This is a genomic window from Xanthomonas sp. LMG 8993 (assembly GCF_009835065.2).
In the GTDB taxonomy this organism is placed as follows: Bacteria; Pseudomonadota; Gammaproteobacteria; order Xanthomonadales; family Xanthomonadaceae; genus Xanthomonas; species Xanthomonas arboricola.
On the sequence record NZ_QVIF02000005.1, the window covers coordinates 120,315 to 144,095 of the forward strand.

The window sequence follows — 23,781 nt, forward strand, 5'->3', positions numbered from 1 at the left end:
CGTTCCGCGCCCAGGCGCGGCCATCCCTCTCTTCGATCACGGCAATGTCCCTCTCCGCACAGCCCCACAAACAGACCCGCCAGACCATCGTGCGCCTGCTTTCGAGCATGGCCAGCGCCAAGGAAATCAGCCAGTACCTCAAGCGTTTCTCGCAGCTGGATGCCAAACGCTTTGCGGTGGTCAAGGTGGGCGGCGCGGTGCTGCGCGACGACCTGGACGCGCTGACCTCGTCGCTGTCGTTCCTGCAGGAAGTGGGGCTGACCCCGATCGTGCTGCATGGCGCCGGCCCGCAGCTGGATGCCGAACTGTCGGCGGCCGGTATCGAGAAGCGCACCGTCAACGGCTTGCGGGTGACCTCGCCGGAAGCGCTGGCGATCGTGCGCAAGGTGTTCCAGGCCTCCAACCTCAAGCTGGTCGAGGCGCTGCAGCAGAACGGCGCGCGTGCGACCTCGATCACCGGCGGCGTATTCGAAGCGCAGTATCTGGACCGCGACACCTACGGCCTGGTCGGTGAGGTCAAGGCGGTCAACCTGGCGCCGATCGAAGCCAGCCTGCAGGCCGGCTCGATTCCGGTGATCACCAGCCTAGGCGAGACGCCGAGCGGGCAGATCCTCAACGTCAACGCGGATTTTGCCGCCAACGAACTGGTGCAAGAGCTGCAGCCGTACAAGATCATCTTCCTCACCGGCACCGGCGGTCTGCTGGATGCCGATGGCAAGGTGATCGACTCGATCAACCTGTCCACCGAGTTCGACCATCTGATGCAGCAGCCGTGGATCAACGGTGGCATGCGGGTGAAGATCGAACAGATCAAGGATCTGCTCGATCGCCTGCCGCTGGAGTCGTCGGTGTCGATCACCCGGCCGGCCGATCTGGCCAAGGAACTGTTCACCCACAAGGGCTCGGGCACGCTGGTGCGGCGCGGCGAGCGCGTGCTGCGCGCGACCTCCTGGGACGAACTGGACCTGCCGCGGCTCAGGACGCTGATCGAATCCAGTTTCGGCCGTACGCTGGTGCCCGATTACTTCAGCAACACCAGGTTGCTGCGCGCCTATGTCAGCGAGAACTACCGCGCCGCGGTGATCCTCACCGACGAAGGCATGCTGGGTGCAAGCGCGCTGATCTACCTGGACAAGTTCGCCGTGCTCGACGACGCCCAGGGCGAAGGCCTGGGCCGTGCAGTGTGGAACGTGATGCGCGAGGAAACCCCGCAACTGTTCTGGCGTTCGCGTCACAACAACCAGGTCAACATCTTCTACTACGCCGAGTCCGACGGCTGCATCAAGCAGGAGAAGTGGAAGGTGTTCTGGTACGGGCTGGAGAACTTCGAGCAGATCCAGCACTGCGTGGCGCATTGCGCGACGCGTCAGCCGACGCTGCTGGGCTGAGTACGATGGCGCCCGTCGCATTGCCAGCGCTTTGGCGCGAGCTGCCCACGCTACGCGGGCAACACGCAACACTGGAACCATTGCGGGCTGCGCACGCCGATGGTTTGCGCGCTGCGCTGGGCGATGGGGCCTTGTCGCGGCTGTGGTACACCGGCGTGCCGGCACCGGCGCAGGTGGACGACTACGTGGGCGCGGCCTTGGATGCGCAAGCCGACGGGCGGGTGCTGCCTTACGTGGTATGCGATGCGGCCGGCGAGGTCGTCGGCTGCACACGCTATTACGGGCTGGATGCGACAGTGCCCAAGCTGTCGATCGGCTACACCTGGTACGCGCCGCGCGTGCAGCGCAGCGGCGTCAATACCGACACCAAGCGGATGCTGCTGCAGCACGCCTTCGAGACGCTGGGCTGCCTGAGCGTGGTGTTCGAGACCAGTTGGTTCAATCACACCTCGCGCGCGGCGATTGCGCGGCTCGGTGCAAAGCAGGACGGCGTGCTGCGCAATTACACCCGTCACCCTGACGGCACGCCGCGCGACACCGTGGTGTTCTCCATCATCGATACGGAATGGGCTGGGGTCAAACGCCACCTGCAGTTCCGCCTGGAAGCAAACGCATGACTGTTCAAACAACGACCATCGGCATCGTCGGGGCCCGCGGGCATACCGGATCGGAATTGATCAAGCTGGTGGTGGCACACCCGCATCTGCAGCTGCTGTTCGTGTCCTCGCGCGAGCTGGCCGGGCAACCGGTGGCCGAGCACAACGCGGCGTATCGCGGCGAGCTGCGCTACGAGAGCCTGGATGCCGATGCGGTGGCCGCCAAGGCCGCCGACGTGGTGATCCTGGCATTGCCCAACGGCAAGGCCGAGCCCTTCGTCGCGGCGATCGACTCGGCCAGGCCGCAGACGCTGCTGATCGATCTGTCGGCCGATTACCGCTTCGATCCGGCCTGGTATTACGGGCTGCCGGAGCTGACGCGCGGCAGCTACGCCGGGCAGCGACGCATCAGCAATCCGGGCTGCTATGCCACCGCGATGCAGCTGACGATCGCGCCCTTGCTCGACCAACTGGCCGGCCCGCCGCAGTGTTTCGGCGTGTCCGGGTATTCCGGCGCGGGCACCACGCCGTCGGACAAGAACAACCCCGAGTTGCTGGCCGATAACCTGATGCCGTATGCGCTGACCAACCACATGCACGAGCGCGAAGTCTCTGCGCAGCTCGGCGTGCCGGTAGAGTTCATGCCGCATGTGGCGCCACATTTCCGTGGCATCACCATGACCGTCAACCTGTGGCTGCAGCAAGCGCTGACGCGCGAGCAGGTCCAGGCGCGCTACACGCAGCGTTACGCCGACGAGCCGTTGATCGAGATCGTCGATGAAGCGCCGTGGGTCAGCCGCATCGCCGGCAGGCATGGCGTACAGATCGGCGGCGTGACGCTGGCGCCGGGCAACAAGCGCGTGGTGGTGGTGGCAACGCTGGACAACCTGCTCAAGGGCGCGGCGACGCAGGCGATGCAGAATCTCAACCTGGCGTTGGGCTGGGACGAATTGACTGCGATTGGCTGATGATGCGAGTCCCTCGCAAGAGCCCACACATCCTTGTGCGGGGATTTAAAGATGCGAGTCCCTCGCGACAGCCCGCACCTCCGTGTGCGGGGATTTAAAGATGCGAGTCCCTCGCAACAGCCCGCACCTCCGTGTGCGGGGATTTAAGCTGACAATTTATTTCGAGACGCTTTCCGATGACCAATCTGTTGTGGCAAAAACCCGGCGTGGCGGTGGACGCCAAGATCCAGAGCTTCCTGGCCGGCGACGACGTCATCCTGGACCGCGAGTTCTTCCTGTACGACATCGCTGCCAGCAAGGCGCATGCGCAGGGACTGCAGCACATCGGCATCCTGTCGCTGCAGGAGCTGGGCGGACTGAGCGAGCAGCTCGACCTGCTGGCGGCCGATTTCCGCAGTGGCGCGTTCGTGCTGGACGAGCGCTACGAGGATTGCCACTCGGCGATCGAGGCGCGCCTGACCGAACGGCTGGGCGATGCCGGCCGCAAGATCCACACCGGGCGCAGCCGTAACGACCAGATCCTGGTCGCCACGCGTCTGTGGTTGAAGGACAAGCTGCAACGCGTGGCCGAGCTCGGCGCGGAAATCGCCAAGGTGGCGCTGGACCGCGCGCATGCCGAAGCCGCGTTGCCAGTGCCGGGCTATACGCATATCCAGCGTGCGGTAGTGTCCTCGGCCGGCATGTGGTGGGCGGGCTGGGCCGAGGCCTTTATCGACAACGCGGTGCGTGCGGCCGATACCTTGCGCCTGGTGGACAGCAATCCGCTCGGTACTGCGGCCGGCTACGGCGTCAACCTGCCGCTGGACCGTGCACACACCACTGCCGAGCTGGGCTTTGCACGGCTGCAGGTGTCGCCGATCTATGCGCAGCTCTCGCGTGGCAAGTACGAACTGGCCGCGCTCGAGGCGCTTGGCAGCGCAACGCTGGACCTGCGCCGGATCGCCTGGGATCTGTCGTTGTTCACCAGCGGCGAGTTCGCCTTCGTCGCGTTGCCGGCGCAATACACCACCGGCAGCTCGATCATGCCGAACAAGCGTAACCCCGACGTGATCGAACTGATGCGTGCCACCCACGCCAGCGTGGCCGCCGCGCGGACCGAGATCGAACAGCTGCTGTCGCTGCCATCGGGCTATCACCGCGACCTGCAGAGCAGCAAGGGCGCCATCGTGCACGGCTTCGGGCGTGGCCTGGCGGCACTGGAACTGCTGCCGGCCCTGCTGGCCAATCTGGAATGGCGTCCGGACAAGCTGCGTGCGGCGATCGATTCGGGCATGTACGCCACCGACGTGGCGGTGGAAGCGGCGGTTGCCGGCGTGCCGTTCCGCGAGGCCTACAAGGCGGCCGCGGAATCGGCCGACACCGCAGGGCAGGGGCGCACGCCGGAAGGCAGCCTGGCCGCCCGCGTCTCGCCAGGCGCCGCCGCAGATCTGCAGCTGGACGTCCTGCGTGCCCGCTGGCAGGCGCTGGTCTGATGGCCGTGATCAGCACCGACACCGCCGAGCATTACCCCTGGGGCGAAGCCAGCGACGGCTGGCACCTGTTGCGCGACCCCAACCTGAGCGTGCTCGAAGAGCACATGCCGCCCGGCGCGGCCGAGCTGCGTCACCGGCATAGCCGCGCACGGCATTTCTTCTATGTGCTGGCCGGCGAGGTGATGCTGCAGCTGGATGGTGAGCAGCACGTGCTCGGGGTCGGGCAGGGTCTGCATGTGCCGCCCGGTTCCACCCATCAGATGCACAACCTGTCCGAGATGGAAGCGCGCTTTCTGGTGATTTCCACGCCGTTCGGCCGTAGCGAGGCAACACCCGACAAGGAGGCAGGCTGATGGCGACACGCTATCTGGTGCTGGCGATGCGCAAGCCGGATTTTCCGGCCGATGTGGTGCAGCCGCACCGTGCATTTCTCGACACGCTGCGGGCGGCCGGGCAGCTGGAACTGACCGGCGGCTTCAGCGATGGCAGCGGTGGCGCATACGTATTGATCAACGTCGCCAGCCTGGAAGACGCACAGCAGATCGTCGCGCGCGACCCATTGGCGCTGCGCAATGCCTCCACGCTGACCGTCCATGAGTGGAACACGCACTGAGCAGGTTGTCGCCATGAGCACGCCGATCGCCACTGCTGCGTCATTTACCGAGCAGGCGCTGCCGCCGTGGCGACGCGCAGTGCTCAAGGTCGGCAGCAGCCTGCTCGCCGCCGATGGCGGTGGCCTATCGCCGCGTTTTGCGCTGGGGCTGGCGCAGTTCGTCTCGGCCAACCTGATGGCCGGGCGCGAGCTGGTGATCGTGTCGTCGGGTGCGGTGGCCGCCGGCCGCGCGATCCTGCCGAAGGCTGCCGAGGCCGGTGCGCCGATCGCCGCGCGCCAGGCGCTGGCTGCGCTGGGGCAGGCACAGTTGATCGCGCTCTGGCAGCGCTTTTTCGAGCGCCCGGTGGCGCAGGTGTTGCTCACCCACGACGACCTGCGTAACCGCCGCCGCTATCTCAACGCACGCGCCACCATGGGCGAGTTGTTGCGGCTGGGCGCGTTGCCGGTGATCAACGAAAACGACACCGTGTCGGTGGACGAGCTCAAGCTGGGCGACAACGACAACCTGGCCGCGATCGTCGCCGCCTTGGTCGATGCCGATGGCTTGTTCATCGCCACCGATATCGACGGGTTGTACAGCGCCGACCCGCGCAGCAATCCGCTGGCGCGGCCGCTCGACGAGGTGACCGAACTCACCGCCGAGGTGCTGGCGATGGCCGGCGGCAGCGGCAGCAGCGTGGGCACCGGCGGCATGCGCACCAAGCTGGAAGCCGCCGCAAAGGCCGGCGCGGCCGGCATCGAAACCTATCTGTTCAACGGCCGCAATGGCGATGTGGTGCGTGCCCTGGCGCAGGATCGCCTGCACGGCACGCGTATCCACGCCGCACGCACGCGCATCGCCGCCCGCAAGTACTGGCTGCGGCATGCGCCGGTGGAAGCGGGCGCGATCCTGATCGATGCCGGTGCCGCCGCCGCACTGACCGACAAGGGCGCCTCGCTGCTGCCGGGCGGCGTGGCCGGTGCGCGGGGCGACTTCCGGCGTGGCGACATGGTGGAGATCCACCTGCGCGACGACGCCGGCGAGCGCTGCCTGGCACGCGGCGTCAGCCAGTATTCGGCGGTGGATATCCGCCGCATCGCCCGCCGCCACTCGCGCGAGATCGAGCCCGTGCTCGGTTACAGCTACGGCGAGAATGTGGTGCATCGCGATGATTTGGTGCTTTTGTAGCGGGGATTGGGGAGTCGGGATTGGGGATTTGCAAACGCGTATGCACCGCGTCTGCCCAACGTTGCCTCCGTGTCCCGACGACTGATTCCCTGTGGTGATAAAACGGTATTGCCGCTTTTGCCAATCCCCAATCCCGACTCCCCAATCCCGGCCCTCCAATGACCATCAAAACCCTAGCCCTGCAATGCCGTGATGCCGCGCAAGTGCTGTCGCAACTGTCCGCGTCTGCCAAGCAGGCCTTGCTGGAGGCGATGGCGGCCGCGCTGGAACAGGATGCGGCGGTGATCCTGGCGGCGAATGCGCGCGATCTGGAGGCGGCGCGTGAGAAGGGGGTTGGTGCTGCGATGCTCGATCGTCTGGCGCTGGACACAAAGCGCCTGGACGGCATCGCCGCCGCGCTGCGCGAGGTGGCGCAGCTGCCCGATCCGGTCGGGCAGGTCACGCGCGAGGACGTTCGCCCCAATGGCATCGTCGTGCAGAAGGTGCGCGTGCCGCTGGGGGTGATCGCGATGATCTACGAAGCGCGCCCGAATGTGACCGCCGATGCGGCAGCACTGTGCATCAAGGCCGGCAATGGCGTGATCCTGCGTGGCGGCTCGGAAGCAATCCACTCCAACACCGCGATTGCGCGCGCCCTGCAGCGCGCCCTGCGCGAGGCCGGCGTGCCGGAGGCGGCGTTGACCCTGGTCGAGGATCTGCGCCGCGAGACCATGCTGGAGCTGCTGCAACTCAGCGACATCGTCGATCTGGCGATTCCGCGTGGCGGCGAAGGGCTGATCCGCTTCGTCGCCGAGCATGCGCGCGTGCCGGTGATCAAGCATTACAAGGGCGTGTGCCATCTGTTCGTGGATGCATCGGCGGACGTGGACCTGGCGGTGCGTCTATTGGTCGATGGCAAGGCCAGCCGGCCGTCGGCCTGCAATGCGCTGGAGACCTTGCTGGTGCATGCCGATATCGCGGCGCGCTTTCTGCCGCTGGCCGCGCAAGCCCTGCGCGAGCGCAAGGTGGAGCTGCGTGGCGATGCGGCCACGCGCGCACTGTTGCCCGACGTCGCAGCTGCCAGCGACGACGACTACGCCGCCGAATTCCTCGACCTGATCCTGGCCATCCGCGTGGTGCCGGATCTGGACACCGCGCTGGCGCATATCCGCCAGTACGGCTCGGACCACACCGAGGTGATCGCCACCCAGGACGCCGCCGACGCGGAGAACTTCGTGCAGTCGCTGCGCTCGGCGGTGGTGATGGTCAACGCCTCCTCGCGTTTCTCCGATGGCGGCGAGCTTGGCCTGGGCGCGGAGATCGGCATCTCCACCACGCGCCTGCATTCCTACGGCCCGATGGGCCTGGAGGCGCTGACCGTGGAGCGCTTCGTGGTGCGGGGCCAGGGCCAGATACGGCACTGATCGGCGATACGCAGGCCAGCCACCCGGCAATCACGACCTACCCGGCAACCACGACCTTTGACACTCCCCCGGCAGGCCGCGCTCTGCCTACAGTCGACGACTGCCCCCGCACGTTCCGGAGTCGTCGATGCGCCGTTTTGCCGCCTGCCTGCTCGCCACCGCCATTGCCGCCGCCACCGGCAGCGCGCTGGCGCAAACCTCGCCGATGACGCCGGACATCACCGGCAAGCCGTTCGTGGCAGGTGATGCCGCCAACGACTACATCAAGCGCGAGGTGATGATTCCGATGCGCGACGGGGTCAAGCTGCATACGGTGATCGTGCTGCCCAAGGGCGCGCGCAATGCGCCGATGGTGCTGACGCGCACGCCGTACAACGCCAGCGGCCGCACCGAGCGCATGGCCTCACCGCATATGAAGGACCTGCTCGCACAGGGCGACGACGTGTTCGTGGAAGGCGGCTATATCCGCGTGATCCAGGACGTGCGCGGCAAGTACGGCTCCGAAGGCGATTACGTGATGACCCGGCCGCTGCGTGGTGCGCTCAATCCCAGCGAGGTCGACCATGCCACCGATGCCTGGGACACCATCGACTGGCTGGTGAAAAACGTCAAGGAATCCAACGGCAAGGTTGGCATGATCGGCTCGTCCTACGAAGGCTTCACCGTGGTGATGGCGTTGACCAACCCGCACCCGGCGCTCAAGGTCGCGGTACCGGAAAGCCCGATGATCGACGGCTGGATGGGCGACGACTGGTTCAACTACGGCGCGTTCCGCCAGGTCAACTTCGACTATTTCACCGGCCAGCTCACCCAGCGCGGCAAGGGCAGCGGCATCGCGCGCCAGGGCCATGACGACTACAGCAACCTGCTGCGCGCCGGCTCGGCCGGCGATTTCGCCAGGGCCGCCGGCCTGGAACAGCTGCCGTGGTGGCACAAGCTCACCGAACACGCCGCCTACGATACGTTCTGGCAGGAGCAGGCGCTGGACAAGGTGATGGCGCGCACCCCGCTCAAGGTGCCGACCATGTGGTTGCAGGGGCTGTGGGACCAGGAGGACATGTGGGGTGCCATCCATAGCTACGCGGCGATGGAGCCACGCGACCGCAGCAATACGCTCAACTACCTGGTGATGGGGCCGTGGCGGCACAGCCAGGTCAACTACGACGGCAGCGCGTTGGGCGCATTGAATTTCGACGGTGATACCGCGCGCCAGTTCCGCCACGACGTGCTGCGCCCGTTCTTCGATCAATACCTGGTCGATGGCGCGCCCAAGGCGAGCACGCCACCGGTGTTCATCTACAACACCGGAGAGAATCACTGGGACCGCCTGCAGGCTTGGCCGCGCAGCTGCGCCAAGGGCTGTGCGTCGAGCAGCAAACCGCTGTACCTGCAGGCCGGCGGCAAGCTGTCGTTCCAGCAGCCGGCGGCGGGGCAGCCGGGTTTCGAGGAATACGTGGCCGACCCGGCCAAGCCGGTACCGTTCGTGCCGCGCCCGGTGGACTTCGGTGATCGCAGCATGTGGACCACCTGGCTGGTGCAGGACCAGCGCTTCGTCGACGGCCGCCCGGACGTGCTGACCTTCGTCACCGAGCCGCTGACCGAACCCCTGCAGATCGCCGGTGCACCGGAAGTGCATCTGCAGGCCTCCACCAGCGGCAGCGACAGCGACTGGGTGGTGAAACTGATCGACGTGTATCCGGACGAGATGGCGTCCAGTCCCAAGATGGGCGGCTACGAGTTGCCGGTGTCGCTGGCGATCTTCCGCGGCCGCTATCGCGAGAGTTTCAGCACGCCCAAGCCGCTGGCATCCAATCAGCCGCTGGCGTTCCAGTTCGGCCTGCCGACCGCCAACCACACCTTCCAGCCGGGCCACCGGGTGATGGTGCAGGTGCAGTCCAGCCTGTTTCCGCTGTACGACCGCAATCCGCAGACCTACGTGGACAACATCTTCTTCGCCAAGCCCGGCGATTATCGAAAGGCCACCCAGCGCGTCTATGTGAGCCCCGAGCAGCCCAGCTACATCAGTCTGCCGGTACGTTGACCGCGCGGGCGCCGCGTGGCGGCGGCGCCCAGACGTCTTCCAGCAACTGCGGACGGCAGGCCACCCAGGCGGCGGCCAGCTGCACCAGGATGCAGATCACCAGGAAGACGAACGGCGAGGTCCAGCCGCCGTGGTGCGCATGCAGCCAGCCGAACAGGAATGGCCCGAGGCAGCTCACCGCATAGCCCATGCCCTGCGAGAACCCGGACAGGGCCGCCGAACCGGCTGCGGTGCGGCTGCGTTGATTGACCAGCACCAATGCCAGCGGGAACGTGCTCGGCCCCAGGCCGAGCAGGGTCACCCACAGGATCGGCGCAGCCAGCGGCGCCCACCACAGCCCGACAAACGCGACCAGGTGGCAGGCCGCGCACAGCAGCACGATCGGAAACGGGTTGCGCATGCGCACCGCCAGCGCCGGCATGGTCAAGGCGCCGACCATGCCCAGTGCCGCGAACAGCGCCACCATGGTGCCGCCGAACGCGGGCGAGGCGCCGGCTTCGCGCAGCAGCGTCGGCAACCAGGTGAACATCGAATAGGTGACCAGCGAGGTCATGCCGAAGGTCACCGCCATGCTCCAGCCCAGGGCGGTGCGTGCCACGCGGCCCTCGGCCTCGGGCGTGGGTGTGACCGGTGCCGGCCCGGTCGCGCGGATGCGGCGGTGGCTGGTGTGCACCATGGCCCAGGCCGCCAATGCCAGCAGTGCCGGCAACACCCACACCACCATCGAGCTGCGCCAGCCCAGCGCATCGGCCACCGGTACCGCCAGCAGTGCCGGCAGCAGGGTGCCGACCTGCAGCACGGTGATGTAGAGCGTGCTGACGCCGCCGACGCGATCGCCGAAATAGCGCTTCACCAGCGGCGGCAACACCACATTGCCCATGCCCATGCCGGCCAGTGCCACCAGCGAACCGATCAGCAGTCCGGCAGTGCCCGGCAGCAGCGGGCGCAGCACCAGGCCGACAGTGGCCAATGCCATCGATAGCAGCGCCGTGCGCAGCAGGCCGAAGCGGCGCAGCAAGGCCGGTGTGGCCACACCGGTCAGTGCGAATGCAGCCGTCGGCAACATGCCGAGCGCACCCATCGTGGGCGCGCCGAATGCGTACTCGTCGGCAATGCGTTCCAGCAGCGGCGTCAACGACGTCACCGCGGTACGCAAGTTGAAGGCGGACAACAAAATGGCAGCCAGCACCAAGCCGCGACCACGCAACCGGGCGGACGGGGAGGCAGCGGCAATGACAACAGACATGACAGACCATCCGCACTGCGCGCATGCATGCGCCAGCGCCTGAAAACACAAAACCGGCACAAGGCCGGTTTTGTGTTTTGAAACTGGTCGGGGAGACAGGATTCGAACCTGCGACCTCTACGTCCCGAACGTAGCGCTCTACCAGACTGAGCTACACCCCGAAGGAGCCGCGTATGTTACATAGGGAATGCGGAATCGGCAAGCATCTAGCGAAAATAATTTTACTGATGCGGTTGGCCACGCTCCGGCTCGCGTGCTTCGAACCACATGCCGTTGAGCACGGCCGCCAGTGCGGCCAGACCGGTGCCGAGGATCCAGGCGAAGTACCACATTGTCGTTCTCCTTGAGTCGTTGAAACAGGTGCGAGGTTGAGGCCTGCTGCGAGCGCGATGCAGCTGTGCATCGCAACGCGCAGCGGGCATGCTCAATAGGCGTTTGGATTGGCCGAGAGTTCGTCGGTAGTGACCTTGCCCTTGAGCACGCGATAGACCCAGCTTGTGTAGGCCAGCACGATCGGCATGAACAGCGTGGTCGCCAGCAGCATGATCCACAGCGTCAGGCGGCTGCTGGAGGCATCCCACAGCGTCAGGCTTGCGCTCGGTGCGGTGGACGAGGGCAACAGGAACGGGAACAACGCAAAGCCGACGGTAAAGACGATGCCGACGATGGCGCAACCCGAGGCGATGAACGCCAGGCCGCCGCGACGCACACGCAACAGCAGCGCATTCATCGCCAGCCCGACCAGGCCGATCAGCGGTGCCATCAATGTGGCCGGCATGCTGCTGTAGTTGTGCAGCCAGCCGCCGGCCGCGGTGAGTGCGGCGGTCTTGCCGAGCGGATTGGTCGGCGCATCGGTGGCCAGGAGCGAAGTCACTGCATAGCCCGGCAGACCCAGCGCCACCCATGCACCGGCGGCGGCAAACAGCGCCACCGCGCAGAGCGCGGCGATGCTGCCGAAACGCGCCGCACGCTCGGCCACCGGTCCGTCGGTCTTGAGTACCAGCATCGCCGCGCCGTGCGCCATCAACATCGCCACGCTGAGCAGGCCGGCGAGCAGCGCGAACGGCGTCAGCAGCCCGAACAGATTGCCGGTGTAGAAAATGCGCATGCTGGCGTCGAAGTGGAACGGCACGCCGAGCAGCACATTGCCGACCGCCACGCCCATGATCAGCGCCGGAATGCAGCCGCCGACGAACAACGCCCAGTCCCAGTTGCTGCGCCAGCGCTGGTCGGCCAGCTTGCCGCGGAACTTGAACCCGACCGGGCGCAGGATCAGTGCGAACAGGATCAGGAACATCGCCAGATAGAACCCGGAAAAACTCACCGCATACAACGGCGGGAATGCGGCGAAGATCGCGCCGCCGCCCAGGATCAACCAGACCTGGCTGCCTTCCCAGACCGGGCCGATGGTGTTGATCACCAGCCGGCGTTCGGCATCGTTGCGGGCCACCAGCGGCAGCAGGGTGCTGACGCCCAGATCGAAGCCGCCCATCACCGCGTAGCCGGACAGCAATACGCCGAGCAACAGCCACCAGATCACGCGCAATGTGGTGTAGTCGAGCAAGATGAAATCCATGGTTGTCTCTCCTGGCTTACGGTGCGCCGCCGGCCAGCGCGCCGGTGCTCAATGGGGCGTCGGGTGAGGACGCGTGGGGCGAGCTGCCGTGCGGCGACGGGGGGCGTTGGCTCGGTGGAAATAGCGCATCCGGGCCCTTGCGGATGGTCTTCAGCGACAGCTTGATCGCGATCACCAACAGCGTGGTGTACAGCGCGGTGAAGCCGACCAGGGTCAACACGATTTCGTACAGATCCAGTCCCGAGGCGGCATAGAAGGTCGGCAGCACGCCTTCCACCGCCCACGGCTGGCGGCCGTACTCGGCCACGAACCAGCCGCACTCGATCGCGATCCACGGCAGCGGCAGGCTCCACAGCGCCAGGGTCAGGAACCAGCGTTTTTCCTGGAAGTTGTGCTTGCAGGCGAACCAGAACGCGATGGCGAAGAAGGCGATCAGGTAGATGCCGATGGCGGCCATGATGCGGAAGGTCCAGAACAGCGGCAGCACCCGCGGCACGGTGTCCATCGCGGCCTGGGCGATCTGCTGCGGCGTGGCATTGCCGATATCGTCGCGATAGCGCTTGAGCAGCAGGCCGTGGCCCAGATCCTGCCAATGTGCCTCGAAGACCTTGCGTGCTTCGGCATCGTCCTTGTTGGCGCGGATGCGTTGCAGCGCGCCGTAGGCGATCTGGCCGCCGCGGATGCGATGTTCGGCACGGCCGACCAGCTCCAGGATGCCGGGGATCGGCTGGTCCAGCGAACGTGTGGCGATCAAGCCCATCAGGTATGGAATCTTGACCGCGTAGTCGTTGCGATGGGTCTGCTGGTTGGGAATGCCGAATGCGGTGAAGTCGGCCGGCGCGGCCTCGGTTTCCCACATCGCCTCGATCGCCGCCAGCTTCATCTTCTGGTGTTCGTTGGCGGCGTAGCCGCTCTCGTCGCCGAGCACCACCACCGACAGCGAGGACAACAGGCCGAACGCGGCAGCCACTGCGAACGAACGCCGCGCCATCTCCACATGGGTGCCGCGCAGCAGATAGAACGCGCTGATCGCCATCACGAACACCGCGCCGAGCACGTAGCCGGCGCTGACGGTGTGCACGAACTTGGCCTGTGCCACCGGGTTGAACAGCACCGCCATGAAATCGACCACTTCCATGCGCATGGTGTCGGGGTTGAACACCGCGCCGGTCGGGTTCTGCATCCAGCCGTTGGCGATCAGGATCCACAGTGCCGAGAAGTTGCTGCCCAGCGCCACTAGCCAGGTGGTGGCCAGATGCTGCACCTTGCTCAGCCGGTTCCAGCCGAGAAAGAACAGGCCCAGGAAGGTCGCCTCCAGAAAGAACGCCATCAGGCCTTCGATCGCCAGCGGCGCACCGAAGATGTCGCCGACGTAATGGCTGTAGTACGACCAGTTCATGCCGAACTCGAATTCCATCACGATGCCGGTGCCCACGCCCATGGCGAAGTTGATGCCGAACAGCACGCCCCAGAACATGGTCATGCGCCGCCAGATGTCCTTGCCGGTCATCACATAGACGCTTTCCATGATGCCGAGCAGGAACGACAGGCCCATGGTCAGCGGCGGAAAGATGAAGTGGTACATCGCGGTGACTGCGAACTGCAGCCGCGACAGTTCAACAACTGTCGAGTCGATCATGGCGGGTGGGCCTGGTTGGGTGTCGATGAAGGAATGCAGCCGATCATCTGCGCTTGCCGCGACACGCGCGTTGATCCAGATCAATGCCGAGGCGGGCGGGTGCGGCACAATGCGCAGCCCGTAGCGGGAAGTGGCGACTTACAATCGCTTGCAACACGATGTCTTCCTTGAGAGCGATGTGAGCCAGCCCAGCGTGCGAGCCAGCGAAACGCCAGCCCAGCGCCGTCAACGCGGCCAATGGCTGGATGCACTGGCGGCCCCGGCCACGCGTGCGCGGCGCCTGGCCGGCGTGGCGGTGGCGGTGGCGGGCGTGCTGCTGCTGGCGCAGGCGGCGGCGATCGCGTGGTTGCTGCAGGCGGTGCTGGTGCAGCATCTGGCGCTGGCGCAATTGCGCGACGTGGGGGCGGGGCTGGTCTGTGCACTGGTAGGACGCGCGCTGCTCAATGCCTGGGCGCAGTCGCTGACCGGCGAGGTGGCCGATGTGGCCAGGCGCGAACTGCGTGCCCGCATCGCGCGCCGCCTGGTGCAGCATGGGCCGGTGTGGCTGCGCCGGCAGCGCAGCGGCGAACTGGGCGAATTGAGCCTGGCGCATACCGATGCGCTGGAGGGCTACTTCGTCGGCTACCAGCTCGCACGCACCGAGATGCTGCTGGTGCCGCCGCTGATCCTGGTCGCGGTGTTTTCGGTCGATTGGGTGGTGGGCCTGGTGCTGCTGCTGACCGCACCGCTGATTCCGTTCTTCATGATGCTGGTGGGCTGGGGCGCCGAAGCCGCCGGGCGCGACCAGCTGAGCGAGCTGGCGCGGATGGGCGGGCACTTTGCCGATCGCCTCAAGGGCCTGGGCCTGTTGCGCGTGTATGGCCGCGGCGAGGCCGAGTTGAGCGGCATTGCCGCGGCGGCCGAAGGCGTGCGCGAGCGTTCGCTCAAGGTGCTGCGCATCGCCTTCCTGTCGTCCACGGTGCTGGAATTCTTCGCCTCGGTGAGCGTGGCGATCGTGGCGCTGTACTTCGGCCTGACCTATCTGGGCATGCTGGATCTGCACGGCTTGCCGACGCTGGGCGCGGGCATGTTCTGCCTGCTGCTGGCGCCGGAATTCTTTGCGCCGTTGCGGCGGCTGGCGGCGCATTACCACGACCGTGCCAATGCGCTGGCGGCGGTGGCCGAAGCCGAGCGCCTGCTGGAAGGTTTCGCGCCGTCATCGGCAGCGCTACCGGTGACGGTGCCTGCCTTGCGCGCACTGGAACCGGCGCAGGCACACGCCCCGCTGCTGCAGGCGCGCGATCTCGCGCTACGGCCGCCGGGCGCACCGCACACGGTGGTCGCGCATTTTTCGCTGACCTTGCAGCCCGGGCAGCGTGTGGCGGTGATCGGTGCCAGCGGCAGCGGCAAGAGCACCTTGCTGGAGGGCCTGGCCGGCTGGCTGGCGCCGGAGGCCGGCAGCGTGGTGCTGCGGCCGGGGACCCGCATCGGCTATGCCACGCAGCGGCCGTATCTGTTTCACGGCAGCATCGCCGACAACCTGCGCCTGGCCGATCCGCAGGCCGGCGCTGCGCGCCTGCACGCGGTGGCCGACGCCGCGCAGGTGCTGCGCTTTGCCGCGCAGCTGCCTGCGGGCCTGGACACGCAGATCGGCGAGCGCGGCTTCGGGTTGTCCGGTGGCGAAGCGCGGCGCGTGGCCCTGGCGCGGTTGTTGCTGCGCGAGCCGGACCTGTTGCTGCTGGACGAACCCACTGCCTTCCTCGATCCGGACACCGAAGCGGAGTTGCTGCGCACCCTGGGTGTGTTCGCACGCGGCCGCGCGGTGGTGCTGGCCACGCACAGCGCCGCGGTGATGCGCTGGGCCGACACGGTGATCGACCTGCGCGGCGGCACCGTCACAGCGGAGCTGCCATGAACGACACACAGCCCGACCGTCTGCGCGATGTGTTTCGCCGGCATGCCTGGCGCCTGCTGCTGTCGGCGCTGTTGGTCCTTGTCACCATGCTGGCCGGCGTGGGCTTGCTCGGCGTGTCCGGCAGTTTCCTGACCGCCGCTGCTTTGGCCGGTGTCGCCGGCATGGGCAGCGGCTTCAATTTCTTTTCGCCCTCGGCCGGCATTCGCGCGCTGACCTTCGCGCGTATCGTCTCGCGTTATGGCGAAAAATTGATCGGCCACGACGCCACGCTGCGCATCGCCCGCGATCTGCGCGTGTGGTTCTTCCGCCGCGCGTTGCCGCTGGCGCCGGGCCGCCTGTCGGCCACGCGTACCGGCGATCTGCTGGCGCGGCTGATGTCCGACATCGGCGAGGTCGATGGCGTGAGCGTGCGCGCGTTGGCGCCGTTGAGCGCATTGCTCGGCATCTGGGTGGCCGGCGTGGTGGCAGCGGCGCTGATCTATCCGCCGGCTGGCGTGTTGCTGGTGGTGCTGGGCGTGGTCATCGGCGGTGTGGTGCCGTGGCAGGTGGCGCGCGGCGGTGCGCAGCGCGAACAGCTGCGCGCCCGGCAACGCACCGCCTTGCGCACGCAGGCGTTCGAGGGCCTGGAAGGTGCGGCCGATCTCGCTGCGGTGGATGCGCAAGGTGCCTGGCTGCATCAGGTCGATGCAACGGCGGCGGCGGTGGTCGATGGCGATCGCCTGCAGCGCCGTCGCCTGATCGGCGGCAACCTGCTGCATGCGGTCTGCGGCGGTATCGGTCTGGCCGGCATGTTGTGGCTTGGGTTGAGCGCGGCAGAACGTGGATTGATTGCTGCGGAAATGGCGGCTGGGCTAGTGTTCCTGACCATGGCATTGCTGGAGGTCTGGGCCGGCGCCGGGCTCGCCTTGCAGGCGCTGCAGAGCGCGCGCGTTGCGGCCAGGCGCTTGCAGTCCATCGTCGATCAGGCGCCGTCGGTCGTCGATCCGTCGCAGCCAGTGGATGCGCCACGCAGCGGCACGCTGCGCCTGCAACAGGTCAGTTTTGCGTGGCCGGGCAGTGGACGCCCGCTGCTGCAGGCGCTCGATCTGAGCCTGGCGCCTGGCGAGCGCATCGCCATCAGCGGTGACAGCGGCAGCGGCAAGAGCAGCTTGTCCGCAGTGCTGTTGCGGCTGTGGGACCCGCAGGCCGGGCAGGTGAGCTACGCCGATATCGACCTGCGCCACTTCGCGCAGGCGCAATGGCATCAACGCATCGCCTGGCTGCCGCAGAATGCCCCGGTGTTTGCCGGCACGGTGCGCGACAACCTGCGCATCGGCGATGCCGGCGCAGGCGATGCGGCCATGTGGAACGCGCTGGACCAGGTGCGCCTGCGCGCCTGGGCCACCGCGCAGAACGGTCTGGACACCTGGGTCGGCGAAAACGGCGCCACGCTCTCGGCCGGCCAGGCGCGCCGGCTGGCGCTGGCGCGCGCCTTGCTGCGCGAGGCGCCGATCCTGCTGCTGGACGAACCCACCGACGGCCTGGATGTGGATACCGCACACGCCTTGCTGCTGGATCTAGCTGCCGCGCTGGGCGAGCGCAGCCTTGTGATGATCACCCACGACAGCGTGCCCGATGGCGTGGTGCAGCGACGTTATCGCCTGCGGGCCGGTGCGCTGGAGCCGTTGGCCTGAGGATGCTGTTGCCGGTTCGCACTGACCGGTTGCGCGCATGTATCACGCATGCGCCGCTTACCCCAGCAATGCGTGGAGTGCTGCCAGCAGCGCAGGTTGGCGGCATGCCCAATACAAGGCGGCGACGTTCGCTACGACAGTGATCCAGAACCGCAGCTGGAAGGCCGCCTTGCTGGATTTATGCCGGAACAGCGCCTGCGCCAGCAACGCGCCCGGCCAGCCGCCGAGCAGTGCGATGAGGTGCAGGGTGGCTTCCGGTGTGCGTTGCCGGCCGCGTTGGGCTGCGCTCTTGTCGAGCCGGTAGACCAGCATCGCCAGCAAGCTTGCAGCCGCGTACCACAGCGCCAGCAGCGCCGGCAGGCGGCCTGCAACCACCATGGCAGTCATGCCGATCAGGAACAGCAGGGCGAGCGTCTTGCGCGGCAGGCTCTGCTGCTGGGACGTGCCGCGACGCCGTTGCGCAGGTCTGGAAATCAGCAAGCGTCCAGGAAGTTGCGTACCGCCGGCCCGAAGCGTGCGAAATCGACCAGGAAGGCATCGTGGCCTTGTGGCGAATCCAGCCCGATGAAGTGTGCCTCGGCACCGCCGGCGCGCAGGCCTTCGGCGATCTGTTCCTGTTGCTGCACCGGGAACAGGATGTCGGTGTTGGCACCGATCGCCAGCGCACGCGCGATGCGGATCTGCGCCAGTCCGGCCAGCACCGTGGCGTCGGTCGAGATGCCTGTATCCGGCCTGGCGGCGACCGCAGCGTTGTCGGCTTGCGTGCCATCGACCCGCGCGTCGATGGACGGGCTGTTGTCGACATACTCGGCCAGATCGAACCAATCCATCGAGCGGCTCAGATACAGATAGCAGTTGGGATCGAAGAAGCGCACGAAGCGGCGCGCATGGCCTTCCAGATAACTTTCGACCTGGAATTCCAGGCCGAACGGATCGTCGGCGGCCTGTTCGGAATCCAGCCGCACGCGGCCGAAGCGGCCGTCCCATTCCAGTGCCGAGCGGTAGGTGATCACGCCGAGTTTGCGCGCCATGCGCATGCCCGATTCCGGGTAATGCGTGTCGTCGTAATGGCCGCCGTTCCAGTGCGGATCCAGGCGGATGGCTTCGCGCTGCAGCGAGCGGATCGCGATCGAGAACGGCAGCGCCTGCGCACTGCCGGAGATATTGATATGGCTGCGCGCGATGCCGGGGTGGCGCAGCAACAACGCCAGTGCGGTCATGCCGCCCATCGAGTTGCCGATCAGGCAGGCCAGTTGTTCGATGCCCAACGCGCGCACCACGTCGGCTGCGGCATCGGCCACATCTTCGATCGACAGTTCCGGGAAACCCAGGCGATACCGCGTGCCGGTGGCAGGGTCGATCGACGCCGGGCCGGTCGAGCCCTTGCAGCTGCCCAACGAATTGACGCAGACCACGAACCAGCGTTCGGTATCGATCGGCTTGCCAGGCCCGAGCATTGCTTCCCACCAGCCCGGCTCGGGATTGGCCGGATTTGCCGCGGCATGCGCATTCGGCGACAGACCGGTGACGATCAACACCGCATTGCTGCGATCGGCTGCCAGCGTGCCCCAGGTTTCGTAGGCGACACGCGCCTGCAGCAGCACACCACCGCGCTTCATCGGAAACGGCGAGGGCAGCGCGTGGAACAGCGTGCCGGGGGGAATGAATTCGGTCATGCGGCAATTCTATCTGCCATGGCAGGTGCCGGGGGCAGGATGGGATTCGGGATTGGGGATTCGGGAATTGGGAATCGGTTTGAGTCGTTGCTCTGTGTGATGCCACTCTGCAGAGCGGCGGATCTGCGGTTTGGTTGCAGGGCCTTTGCCCGCCCACCGTCGCAGGACACGCCGCAAGTACGTCCTTGTAGGCTCTTACGCGGCATCCATGCCGCGTAAGGTCCCGCGACGATGGGCGGGCAAGGACCAGTGGAGATGTTGGGTGTGCATGGTTTTTAACACCGCGGCCGACTCACTCCGGTGCGGCGTCATCATTGATTGCGTCGCGTCGACACGTGGCGGGCAATCAGCGACCGATTACCAGCTCCACCGGCGCGGCAGTGGGCAGTTCCACCATCACCGGCACGCTCTCGACGTCATCGGCTTGGCGCATCGCATTGCCGCTGCGCGATAGCCGTGCCAGCACCTGCACGGTGTCCAGCGACGACAGCCGGCGCGTCGGCATCGGGCTGTCGCCGTCGTCCAGGGTGATGGTCAACGGCAGCTCGCGCAGCGCGTGTTTTTCCACCGCCACCGGCATCGGCGTGTCGGCCGCGCGCGCAATCACGAAGACGCTGGTGTTGCCCGGCAACCCGGCGCGTTTGGCGAACTCGGCATCCAGCGTCACGCGTACCTGGATGCGTTTGCCGCTGGCTGCATCGGCGGCAGGCGTAGCCGGTGCCTGGATCGGCGCCAGCCTGGCTTCCTGGCGCGCGGCGTTGATCTGTGCCAGCAGGCCGGGGCGGGTAGAGGCATCCACCACGCGCAACAACGGCTCCCAGGTCTCGCTGGCCTTGGCCGGTTCACCGGCCTGGCGCTGCACCACGCCCAGGAACCAGCGTGCGCGTTGATGGTCCGGTTGCACCGCCAGCGCATGTTCCAGCAGGCGCATGGCCTGCGGATCAGGGTGCCCGCTGTCGTCGGCGAGCATGCGCGACTGCGCGGCAGCCACCAGCACATCCGGCTCGTCCGGGCGCAGCGCGGCCGCGCGCGCAAACGCATCGCGCGCTTCGGCGAATTTCTGTTGGCTGGACAGCGAGCGCCCCAGCAATACCCAGCCTTCGGCCTGAGCGGGATTGCGCGCCAGTGCGGCGCGCAGTTGCACGATGGCCTCATCCAGCGAGCGTGGCGTGGCCGGCCGCTCGGCCGGCGCCTGAATCGCGCTCGGCGTGCCGACCAGCCAGTACAGCGCCGTGCTCGCCGCCAGCAGCAACACCGCGATGCTGGCGGTCAGCCCGCGCGCCTCGCGCCACAGCGGCCGCAGCGCCACGCCGAAGACAAGCAGGGTCAGCAGCACCACCGCACTGACGAAGCCGACCATCACCAGTCCTGCTCATCGGCGGGCAGGGCGGGCGCAGCCACGCTGCGTCGGCGCACCAGCAACACAATGGCGCCAGCACCCAGCAGCAACACCAGCAGCGGGCCGAACCACAGCAGCCAGGTGCGCGATTCCACGCGCGGGCGGTACAGCACGAACTCGCCATAGCGCGCGACCAGGAACTGGCGGATCTGCGCATCGCTGCGGCCTTCGTGCATCAGCGCCAGTACTTCGCGGCGCAGGTCCTGGGCGATCTGCGCATTGGAATCGGCCAGCGACTGGTTCTGGCACTGCACGCAGCGCAGCTCGGCGGTGAGCGCATGGAAGCGCGCTTCTTCTTCGGCCGAGGCGTAGCGCAGCGGCGCCGGGTCGCCGACCGGCTGGGCCAGCGCCAGCCAGGGCAACAGCAGCAGCGTCAGCAGCCATGCGCGCATCATTGCTTGGCGTGCAGGTCCGGAGCGGCACTGGGCGAGCGCTCGATCTTGCTCAGCACCGGAATCAGCTGCGTGTCGATGATGGATTGGGTGAGCATGCCGCTGTACTTCCAGCGCACCACGCCGCGCCCGTCGACCAGAAAGGTCTCCGGTGCCGCAGCGATGCCGAAGTCGATCGCGGTACGGCCGTCTTTGTCGGCGACCACCAGCAGGTAGGGGTTGCCCAGCTGTTCGAGCCAGCGTAGCGCATCGTTGCGCTCGTCCTTCCAGTTGTAGCCGATCACGCGCACGCGCTTGGTCAGCGCAAAGCGGCTCAGCACCGGGTGCTCCTCGCGGCAGGCCGGGCACCAGCTGCCCCACACGTTGATGATGTACGGCGCGCCGCGCAGTTCGCGCGCATGCACCACGATGCTGGGGTCGTGCAGCAGCGGCAGCGCGAACTCCGGCGCCGGCTTGCCGATCAGCGCAGAAGGCAAAGCATCGCGATCGTCCTGACCGGAGCGCACCACCGCATAGACCAGCAGCGCTGCCAGCGCGAGCAGCAGCACGATGGCACCTACCAGAACCGCAGTAGGCAGGCGGGGTGAACGTGACTCAACCATCTTGGATCTCCGGAGAACGACGAAAACGCCGGTCGGCCGCGGTGACCAGGCCGCCAAGCGCCATCAGCAGCGCCCCCAGCCAGATCCAGCGGACGAACGGTTTGAGGTGGACGCGGACCGCCCAGGCCTGATTGCCCAGGGGTTCGCCAAGCGCGACATACAGGTCGCCGAACGGGCCGGGACGGATCGCCGCCTCGGTCAAGGTCTGCCCGCCGCTGGCGTAGCGGCGTTTTTCCGCATGCAGCAGGCCGACCGGCGCATCGTCCTTGAACACCTGCAGATTGGCACGGTCGGAGACGTAATTGGGCCCGCGCAGTTCTTCGACATTATCGAAGTGCAGCGCGTAGCGGCCGATCTGCATCTGCTGCCCGGGCGCCAGTGCGACCTCGCGCTGCAGGCTCAGTGATTCCACCAGCAACGCACCAGCCAAAAACACCGCCACGCCCAGGTGCGCCAGCAGCATGCCCAGCATTTCGGCAGTGAGCTTGCGGCCCTTGGCCGCGCGCCGCGTCCACAGGAAACGCAGCGTGCCCAGCAGTACCCAGGCCGCGCCGGCCACGCCGAGTGCCGCCTTCCACTGGCCCTGCGGCGCGGCGAACCAGGCCAGCACGCCTGCGGCAACCGCCAGGCCTGCCCATGGTGCGAGCATCGCCAGCGGACGCGAGGCCTGCTCGCGCTGCCAGCGGGTCAGCGGGCCGAACGGCAACAGCGCCACCAACGGCGCCATCAGCACCAGGAACAAGGTGCCGAAGTAGGGCGGCCCCACCGACAGCTTGCCCAGGCCCAAGGCGTCGGCCAGCAGCGGATACAGCGTGCCCAGCAACACCATTGCGCAGGCGCAGGCGAGCAGCAGGTTGTTCAACAGCAGCAAGGTTTCGCGCGAGCTGCCGGCGAACGCGCGGCGCGGGTCATCGAGCAGCGACAGGCGCGGCGCACGCAGTGCGTACAGCAGCAGCGAACCACCGACCACCGCCAGCAGGAACACCAGGATGAACAGGCCGCGCGACGGGTCGGCCGCAAACGCATGCACGCTGGTCAGCACGCCCGAGCGCACCAGGAAGGTGCCCAGCAACGACAGCGAAAAGGCGGCGATCGCCAGCAGCAAGGTCCAGCTGGCGAAGCTGCCGCGCTTTTCGGTGACCGCCTGCGAATGCAGCAAGGCGGTGCCCACCAGCCACGGCATGAAACTGGCGTTTTCCACCGGGTCCCAGAACCACCAGCCGCCCCAGCCCAGCTCGTAATACGCCCACCAGCTGCCAAGTGCGATGCCGACGGTGAGCATGGCCCAGGCCACATTGGTCCATGGCCGCGTCCAGCGCAGCCAGCGCGCATCCATGCGGCCTTCCAGCAACGCGGCGATGGCGAAGGCGAACGGCACCGCGAAACCGACATAGCCGCAATACAGCATCGGCGGATGGATGATCAGCCCCGGGTCCTGCAATAGCGGATTCAGGTCGGCGCCTTCCAGCGGCACCGGCAACAAGCGCGCGAACGGATTGGAGGTGAACAGCAAAAACGCCAGGAAGCCGATGCTGACCAGCGCCATTACCCCCAGCACGCGCGCCACCACCTGCGCGGGCAACTGCCGCGACCACAGCGCCACCGCCCCGGTCCACAGCGCCAGCACCAGCGTCCACAGCAATAATGAGCCTTCGTGCGCACCCCATACCGCCGAGTAGCGATACATCACCGGCAGCAGGCTGTTGGAATTCTCGGCGACATAGCGCACCGAAAAATCCTGCACCAGGAAGGCATGCGTCAGCAGCGCGAAGGCCGCTGCGATCAGGCCCAGCTGCAGCAACGCGGCCGGCCGCGCGACCGCCATCCAGCTGCTGCGCCCACGCTGCGCACCGGCCAGCGGTAGCGCGGCCTGCACCAGGGCCACCAGCAAGGCCAGAATCAGCAGGAAGGTGCCGAGCTCAGGCAGCATCGGGTTGGCGCGTTGGCGGGCAGGCAGTGGTGCGACGCTTGCCGGCGCAATGCAGGGGCGGCATCCGGGCAGCGTCTGCATGCGCCTGCCCAGGCATCGCGACAT

The 23,781-nt window shown here is 67.1% G+C and carries 21 protein-coding genes and 1 tRNA gene; 11 read left to right on the forward strand and 11 right to left on the reverse strand.

What is annotated here, in order from left to right; translation table 11 throughout:
• The first annotated feature begins 44 nt into the window (after positions 1-44).
• The 9 genes from DYQ94_RS11620 to DYQ94_RS11660 all read left to right on the forward strand — a co-directional run bounded on the left by DYQ94_RS11620 (position 45) and on the right by DYQ94_RS11660 (position 9,649).
• Positions 45-1,388 (forward strand): acetylglutamate kinase, encoded by a 1,344-nt coding sequence (locus DYQ94_RS11620; RefSeq protein WP_024940003.1) that lies wholly within the window; start codon positions 45-47, stop codon positions 1,386-1,388.
• Positions 1,389-1,393: 5 nt separating this feature from the next.
• Positions 1,394-2,005 (forward strand): GNAT family N-acetyltransferase, encoded by a 612-nt coding sequence (locus DYQ94_RS11625; RefSeq protein ID WP_046343010.1) that lies wholly within the window; start codon positions 1,394-1,396, stop codon positions 2,003-2,005.
• Complete coding sequence (argC, locus tag DYQ94_RS11630) at positions 2,002-2,952, forward strand: N-acetyl-gamma-glutamyl-phosphate reductase (RefSeq protein WP_046343008.1); 951 nt, start codon at positions 2,002-2,004, stop codon at positions 2,950-2,952. The genes DYQ94_RS11625 and argC overlap by 4 nt, the downstream gene beginning before the upstream one ends.
• A 176-nt stretch (positions 2,953-3,128) precedes the next feature.
• Positions 3,129-4,424, forward strand: coding sequence for an argininosuccinate lyase (locus DYQ94_RS11635; protein WP_046343005.1), 1,296 nt, complete (start codon positions 3,129-3,131; stop codon positions 4,422-4,424).
• Positions 4,424-4,777: a cupin domain-containing protein gene (locus DYQ94_RS11640; protein WP_039521854.1), complete on the forward strand. Its 354-nt coding sequence runs from the start codon at positions 4,424-4,426 to the stop codon at positions 4,775-4,777. The genes DYQ94_RS11635 and DYQ94_RS11640 overlap by 1 nt, the downstream gene beginning before the upstream one ends.
• The gene (locus DYQ94_RS11645) at positions 4,777-5,037 is read left to right on the forward strand and encodes a YciI family protein (RefSeq protein ID WP_126966084.1); all 261 of its coding nucleotides are present in this window, start codon (positions 4,777-4,779) and stop codon (positions 5,035-5,037) included. The genes DYQ94_RS11640 and DYQ94_RS11645 overlap by 1 nt, the downstream gene beginning before the upstream one ends.
• Positions 5,038-5,050: 13 nt before the next feature.
• Entirely contained in the window at positions 5,051-6,205 is a 1,155-nt protein-coding gene (gene proB, locus DYQ94_RS11650) for a glutamate 5-kinase (protein WP_126966085.1), read from the forward strand.
• A gap of 158 nt (positions 6,206-6,363) precedes the next feature.
• On the forward strand, positions 6,364-7,608 hold the full coding sequence (locus DYQ94_RS11655) for a glutamate-5-semialdehyde dehydrogenase (protein ID WP_160954542.1): 1,245 nt from the start codon (positions 6,364-6,366) through the stop codon (positions 7,606-7,608).
• Positions 7,609-7,735: 127 nt separating this feature from the next.
• A complete protein-coding gene (locus DYQ94_RS11660) occupies positions 7,736-9,649 on the forward strand; it encodes a CocE/NonD family hydrolase (RefSeq protein WP_054591568.1) in 1,914 nt (637 codons plus the stop codon).
• Here DYQ94_RS11660 and DYQ94_RS11665 read toward each other — a convergent pair.
• The 5 genes from DYQ94_RS11665 to DYQ94_RS11685 form a co-directional block, all read right to left on the reverse strand.
• A complete protein-coding gene (locus DYQ94_RS11665) occupies positions 9,630-10,856 on the reverse strand; it encodes a CynX/NimT family MFS transporter (RefSeq protein ID WP_160954589.1) in 1,227 nt (408 codons plus the stop codon). The genes DYQ94_RS11660 and DYQ94_RS11665 overlap by 20 nt on opposite strands.
• A gap of 123 nt (positions 10,857-10,979) precedes the next feature.
• Positions 10,980-11,056, reverse strand: a tRNA-Pro gene (locus DYQ94_RS11670).
• 60 nt (positions 11,057-11,116) lie between these two features.
• Positions 11,117-11,227 (reverse strand): cytochrome bd-I oxidase subunit CydX, encoded by a 111-nt coding sequence (gene cydX, locus DYQ94_RS11675; protein ID WP_024939993.1) that lies wholly within the window; start codon positions 11,225-11,227, stop codon positions 11,117-11,119.
• A 92-nt stretch (positions 11,228-11,319) separates the two neighbouring features.
• Entirely contained in the window at positions 11,320-12,471 is a 1,152-nt protein-coding gene (cydB, locus tag DYQ94_RS11680) for a cytochrome d ubiquinol oxidase subunit II (RefSeq protein WP_126966087.1), read from the reverse strand.
• 16 nt (positions 12,472-12,487) lie between these two features.
• A complete protein-coding gene (locus DYQ94_RS11685) occupies positions 12,488-14,110 on the reverse strand; it encodes a cytochrome ubiquinol oxidase subunit I (protein ID WP_126966088.1) in 1,623 nt (540 codons plus the stop codon).
• A gap of 148 nt (positions 14,111-14,258) precedes the next feature.
• On the opposite strand from DYQ94_RS11685, the gene cydD reads away from it, so the two are divergent.
• Together cydD and cydC are read left to right on the forward strand one after the other, a co-directional pair.
• A complete protein-coding gene (cydD, locus tag DYQ94_RS11690) occupies positions 14,259-16,004 on the forward strand; it encodes a thiol reductant ABC exporter subunit CydD (RefSeq protein ID WP_126966089.1) in 1,746 nt (581 codons plus the stop codon).
• A complete protein-coding gene (gene cydC, locus DYQ94_RS11695; RefSeq protein WP_126966090.1) occupies positions 16,001-17,677 on the forward strand; it encodes a thiol reductant ABC exporter subunit CydC in 1,677 nt (558 codons plus the stop codon). The genes cydD and cydC overlap by 4 nt, the downstream gene beginning before the upstream one ends.
• Before the next feature lie 57 nt (positions 17,678-17,734).
• Here the strand turns inward: cydC and DYQ94_RS11700 are convergent, their stop codons facing one another.
• The 6 genes from DYQ94_RS11700 to DYQ94_RS11725 form a co-directional block, all read right to left on the reverse strand.
• The gene (locus tag DYQ94_RS11700; RefSeq protein ID WP_126966091.1) at positions 17,735-18,157 is read right to left on the reverse strand and encodes a DUF1294 domain-containing protein; all 423 of its coding nucleotides are present in this window, start codon (positions 18,155-18,157) and stop codon (positions 17,735-17,737) included.
• Entirely contained in the window at positions 18,151-19,353 is a 1,203-nt protein-coding gene (gene metX, locus DYQ94_RS11705; RefSeq protein WP_126966092.1) for a homoserine O-acetyltransferase MetX, read from the reverse strand. Before metX ends, DYQ94_RS11700 begins: the two co-directional genes overlap by 7 nt.
• 346 nt (positions 19,354-19,699) lie before the next feature.
• Entirely contained in the window at positions 19,700-20,713 is a 1,014-nt protein-coding gene (locus DYQ94_RS11710) for a tetratricopeptide repeat protein (RefSeq protein WP_160954539.1), read from the reverse strand.
• Positions 20,713-21,147: a cytochrome c-type biogenesis protein gene (locus DYQ94_RS11715; protein WP_160954538.1), complete on the reverse strand. Its 435-nt coding sequence runs from the start codon at positions 21,145-21,147 to the stop codon at positions 20,713-20,715. The genes DYQ94_RS11710 and DYQ94_RS11715 overlap by 1 nt, the downstream gene beginning before the upstream one ends.
• Positions 21,144-21,746, reverse strand: a complete 603-nt coding sequence (locus tag DYQ94_RS11720) for a DsbE family thiol:disulfide interchange protein (protein ID WP_024939984.1) — start codon at positions 21,744-21,746, stop codon at positions 21,144-21,146. The genes DYQ94_RS11715 and DYQ94_RS11720 overlap by 4 nt, the downstream gene beginning before the upstream one ends.
• Positions 21,739-23,676 (reverse strand): heme lyase CcmF/NrfE family subunit, encoded by a 1,938-nt coding sequence (locus DYQ94_RS11725; RefSeq protein ID WP_126966094.1) that lies wholly within the window; start codon positions 23,674-23,676, stop codon positions 21,739-21,741. The genes DYQ94_RS11720 and DYQ94_RS11725 overlap by 8 nt, the downstream gene beginning before the upstream one ends.
• Between the last annotated feature and the right edge of the window lie 105 nt (positions 23,677-23,781).

Excerpts from the sequence above, each read along its gene's own strand:
- argC (WP_046343008.1), top strand. The coding sequence starts at position 2,002 with ATGACTGTTCAAACAACGACCATCGGCATCGTCGGGGCCCGCGGGCAT.
- DYQ94_RS11640 (WP_039521854.1), top strand. The coding sequence starts at position 4,424 with ATGGCCGTGATCAGCACCGACACCGCCGAGCATTACCCCTGGGGCGAA.
- DYQ94_RS11660 (WP_054591568.1), top strand. The coding sequence starts at position 7,736 with ATGCGCCGTTTTGCCGCCTGCCTGCTCGCCACCGCCATTGCCGCCGCC.
- cydC (WP_126966090.1), top strand. The coding sequence starts at position 16,001 with ATGAACGACACACAGCCCGACCGTCTGCGCGATGTGTTTCGCCGGCAT.
- DYQ94_RS11720 (WP_024939984.1), bottom strand. The coding sequence starts at position 21,746 with ATGGTTGAGTCACGTTCACCCCGCCTGCCTACTGCGGTTCTGGTAGGT.
- DYQ94_RS11620 (WP_024940003.1), top strand. The coding sequence starts at position 45 with ATGTCCCTCTCCGCACAGCCCCACAAACAGACCCGCCAGACCATCGTG.
- DYQ94_RS11625 (WP_046343010.1), top strand. The coding sequence starts at position 1,394 with ATGGCGCCCGTCGCATTGCCAGCGCTTTGGCGCGAGCTGCCCACGCTA.
- DYQ94_RS11645 (WP_126966084.1), top strand. The coding sequence starts at position 4,777 with ATGGCGACACGCTATCTGGTGCTGGCGATGCGCAAGCCGGATTTTCCG.
- DYQ94_RS11710 (WP_160954539.1), bottom strand. The coding sequence starts at position 20,713 with ATGGTCGGCTTCGTCAGTGCGGTGGTGCTGCTGACCCTGCTTGTCTTC.
- DYQ94_RS11655 (WP_160954542.1), top strand. The coding sequence starts at position 6,364 with ATGACCATCAAAACCCTAGCCCTGCAATGCCGTGATGCCGCGCAAGTG.
- cydB (WP_126966087.1), bottom strand. The coding sequence starts at position 12,471 with ATGGATTTCATCTTGCTCGACTACACCACATTGCGCGTGATCTGGTGG.
- DYQ94_RS11635 (WP_046343005.1), top strand. The coding sequence starts at position 3,129 with ATGACCAATCTGTTGTGGCAAAAACCCGGCGTGGCGGTGGACGCCAAG.
- cydX (WP_024939993.1), bottom strand. The coding sequence starts at position 11,227 with ATGTGGTACTTCGCCTGGATCCTCGGCACCGGTCTGGCCGCACTGGCG.
- metX (WP_126966092.1), bottom strand. The coding sequence starts at position 19,353 with ATGACCGAATTCATTCCCCCCGGCACGCTGTTCCACGCGCTGCCCTCG.
- DYQ94_RS11685 (WP_126966088.1), bottom strand. The coding sequence starts at position 14,110 with ATGATCGACTCGACAGTTGTTGAACTGTCGCGGCTGCAGTTCGCAGTC.
- DYQ94_RS11725 (WP_126966094.1), bottom strand. The coding sequence starts at position 23,676 with ATGCTGCCTGAGCTCGGCACCTTCCTGCTGATTCTGGCCTTGCTGGTG.
- proB (WP_126966085.1), top strand. The coding sequence starts at position 5,051 with ATGAGCACGCCGATCGCCACTGCTGCGTCATTTACCGAGCAGGCGCTG.
- DYQ94_RS11715 (WP_160954538.1), bottom strand. The coding sequence starts at position 21,147 with ATGATGCGCGCATGGCTGCTGACGCTGCTGCTGTTGCCCTGGCTGGCG.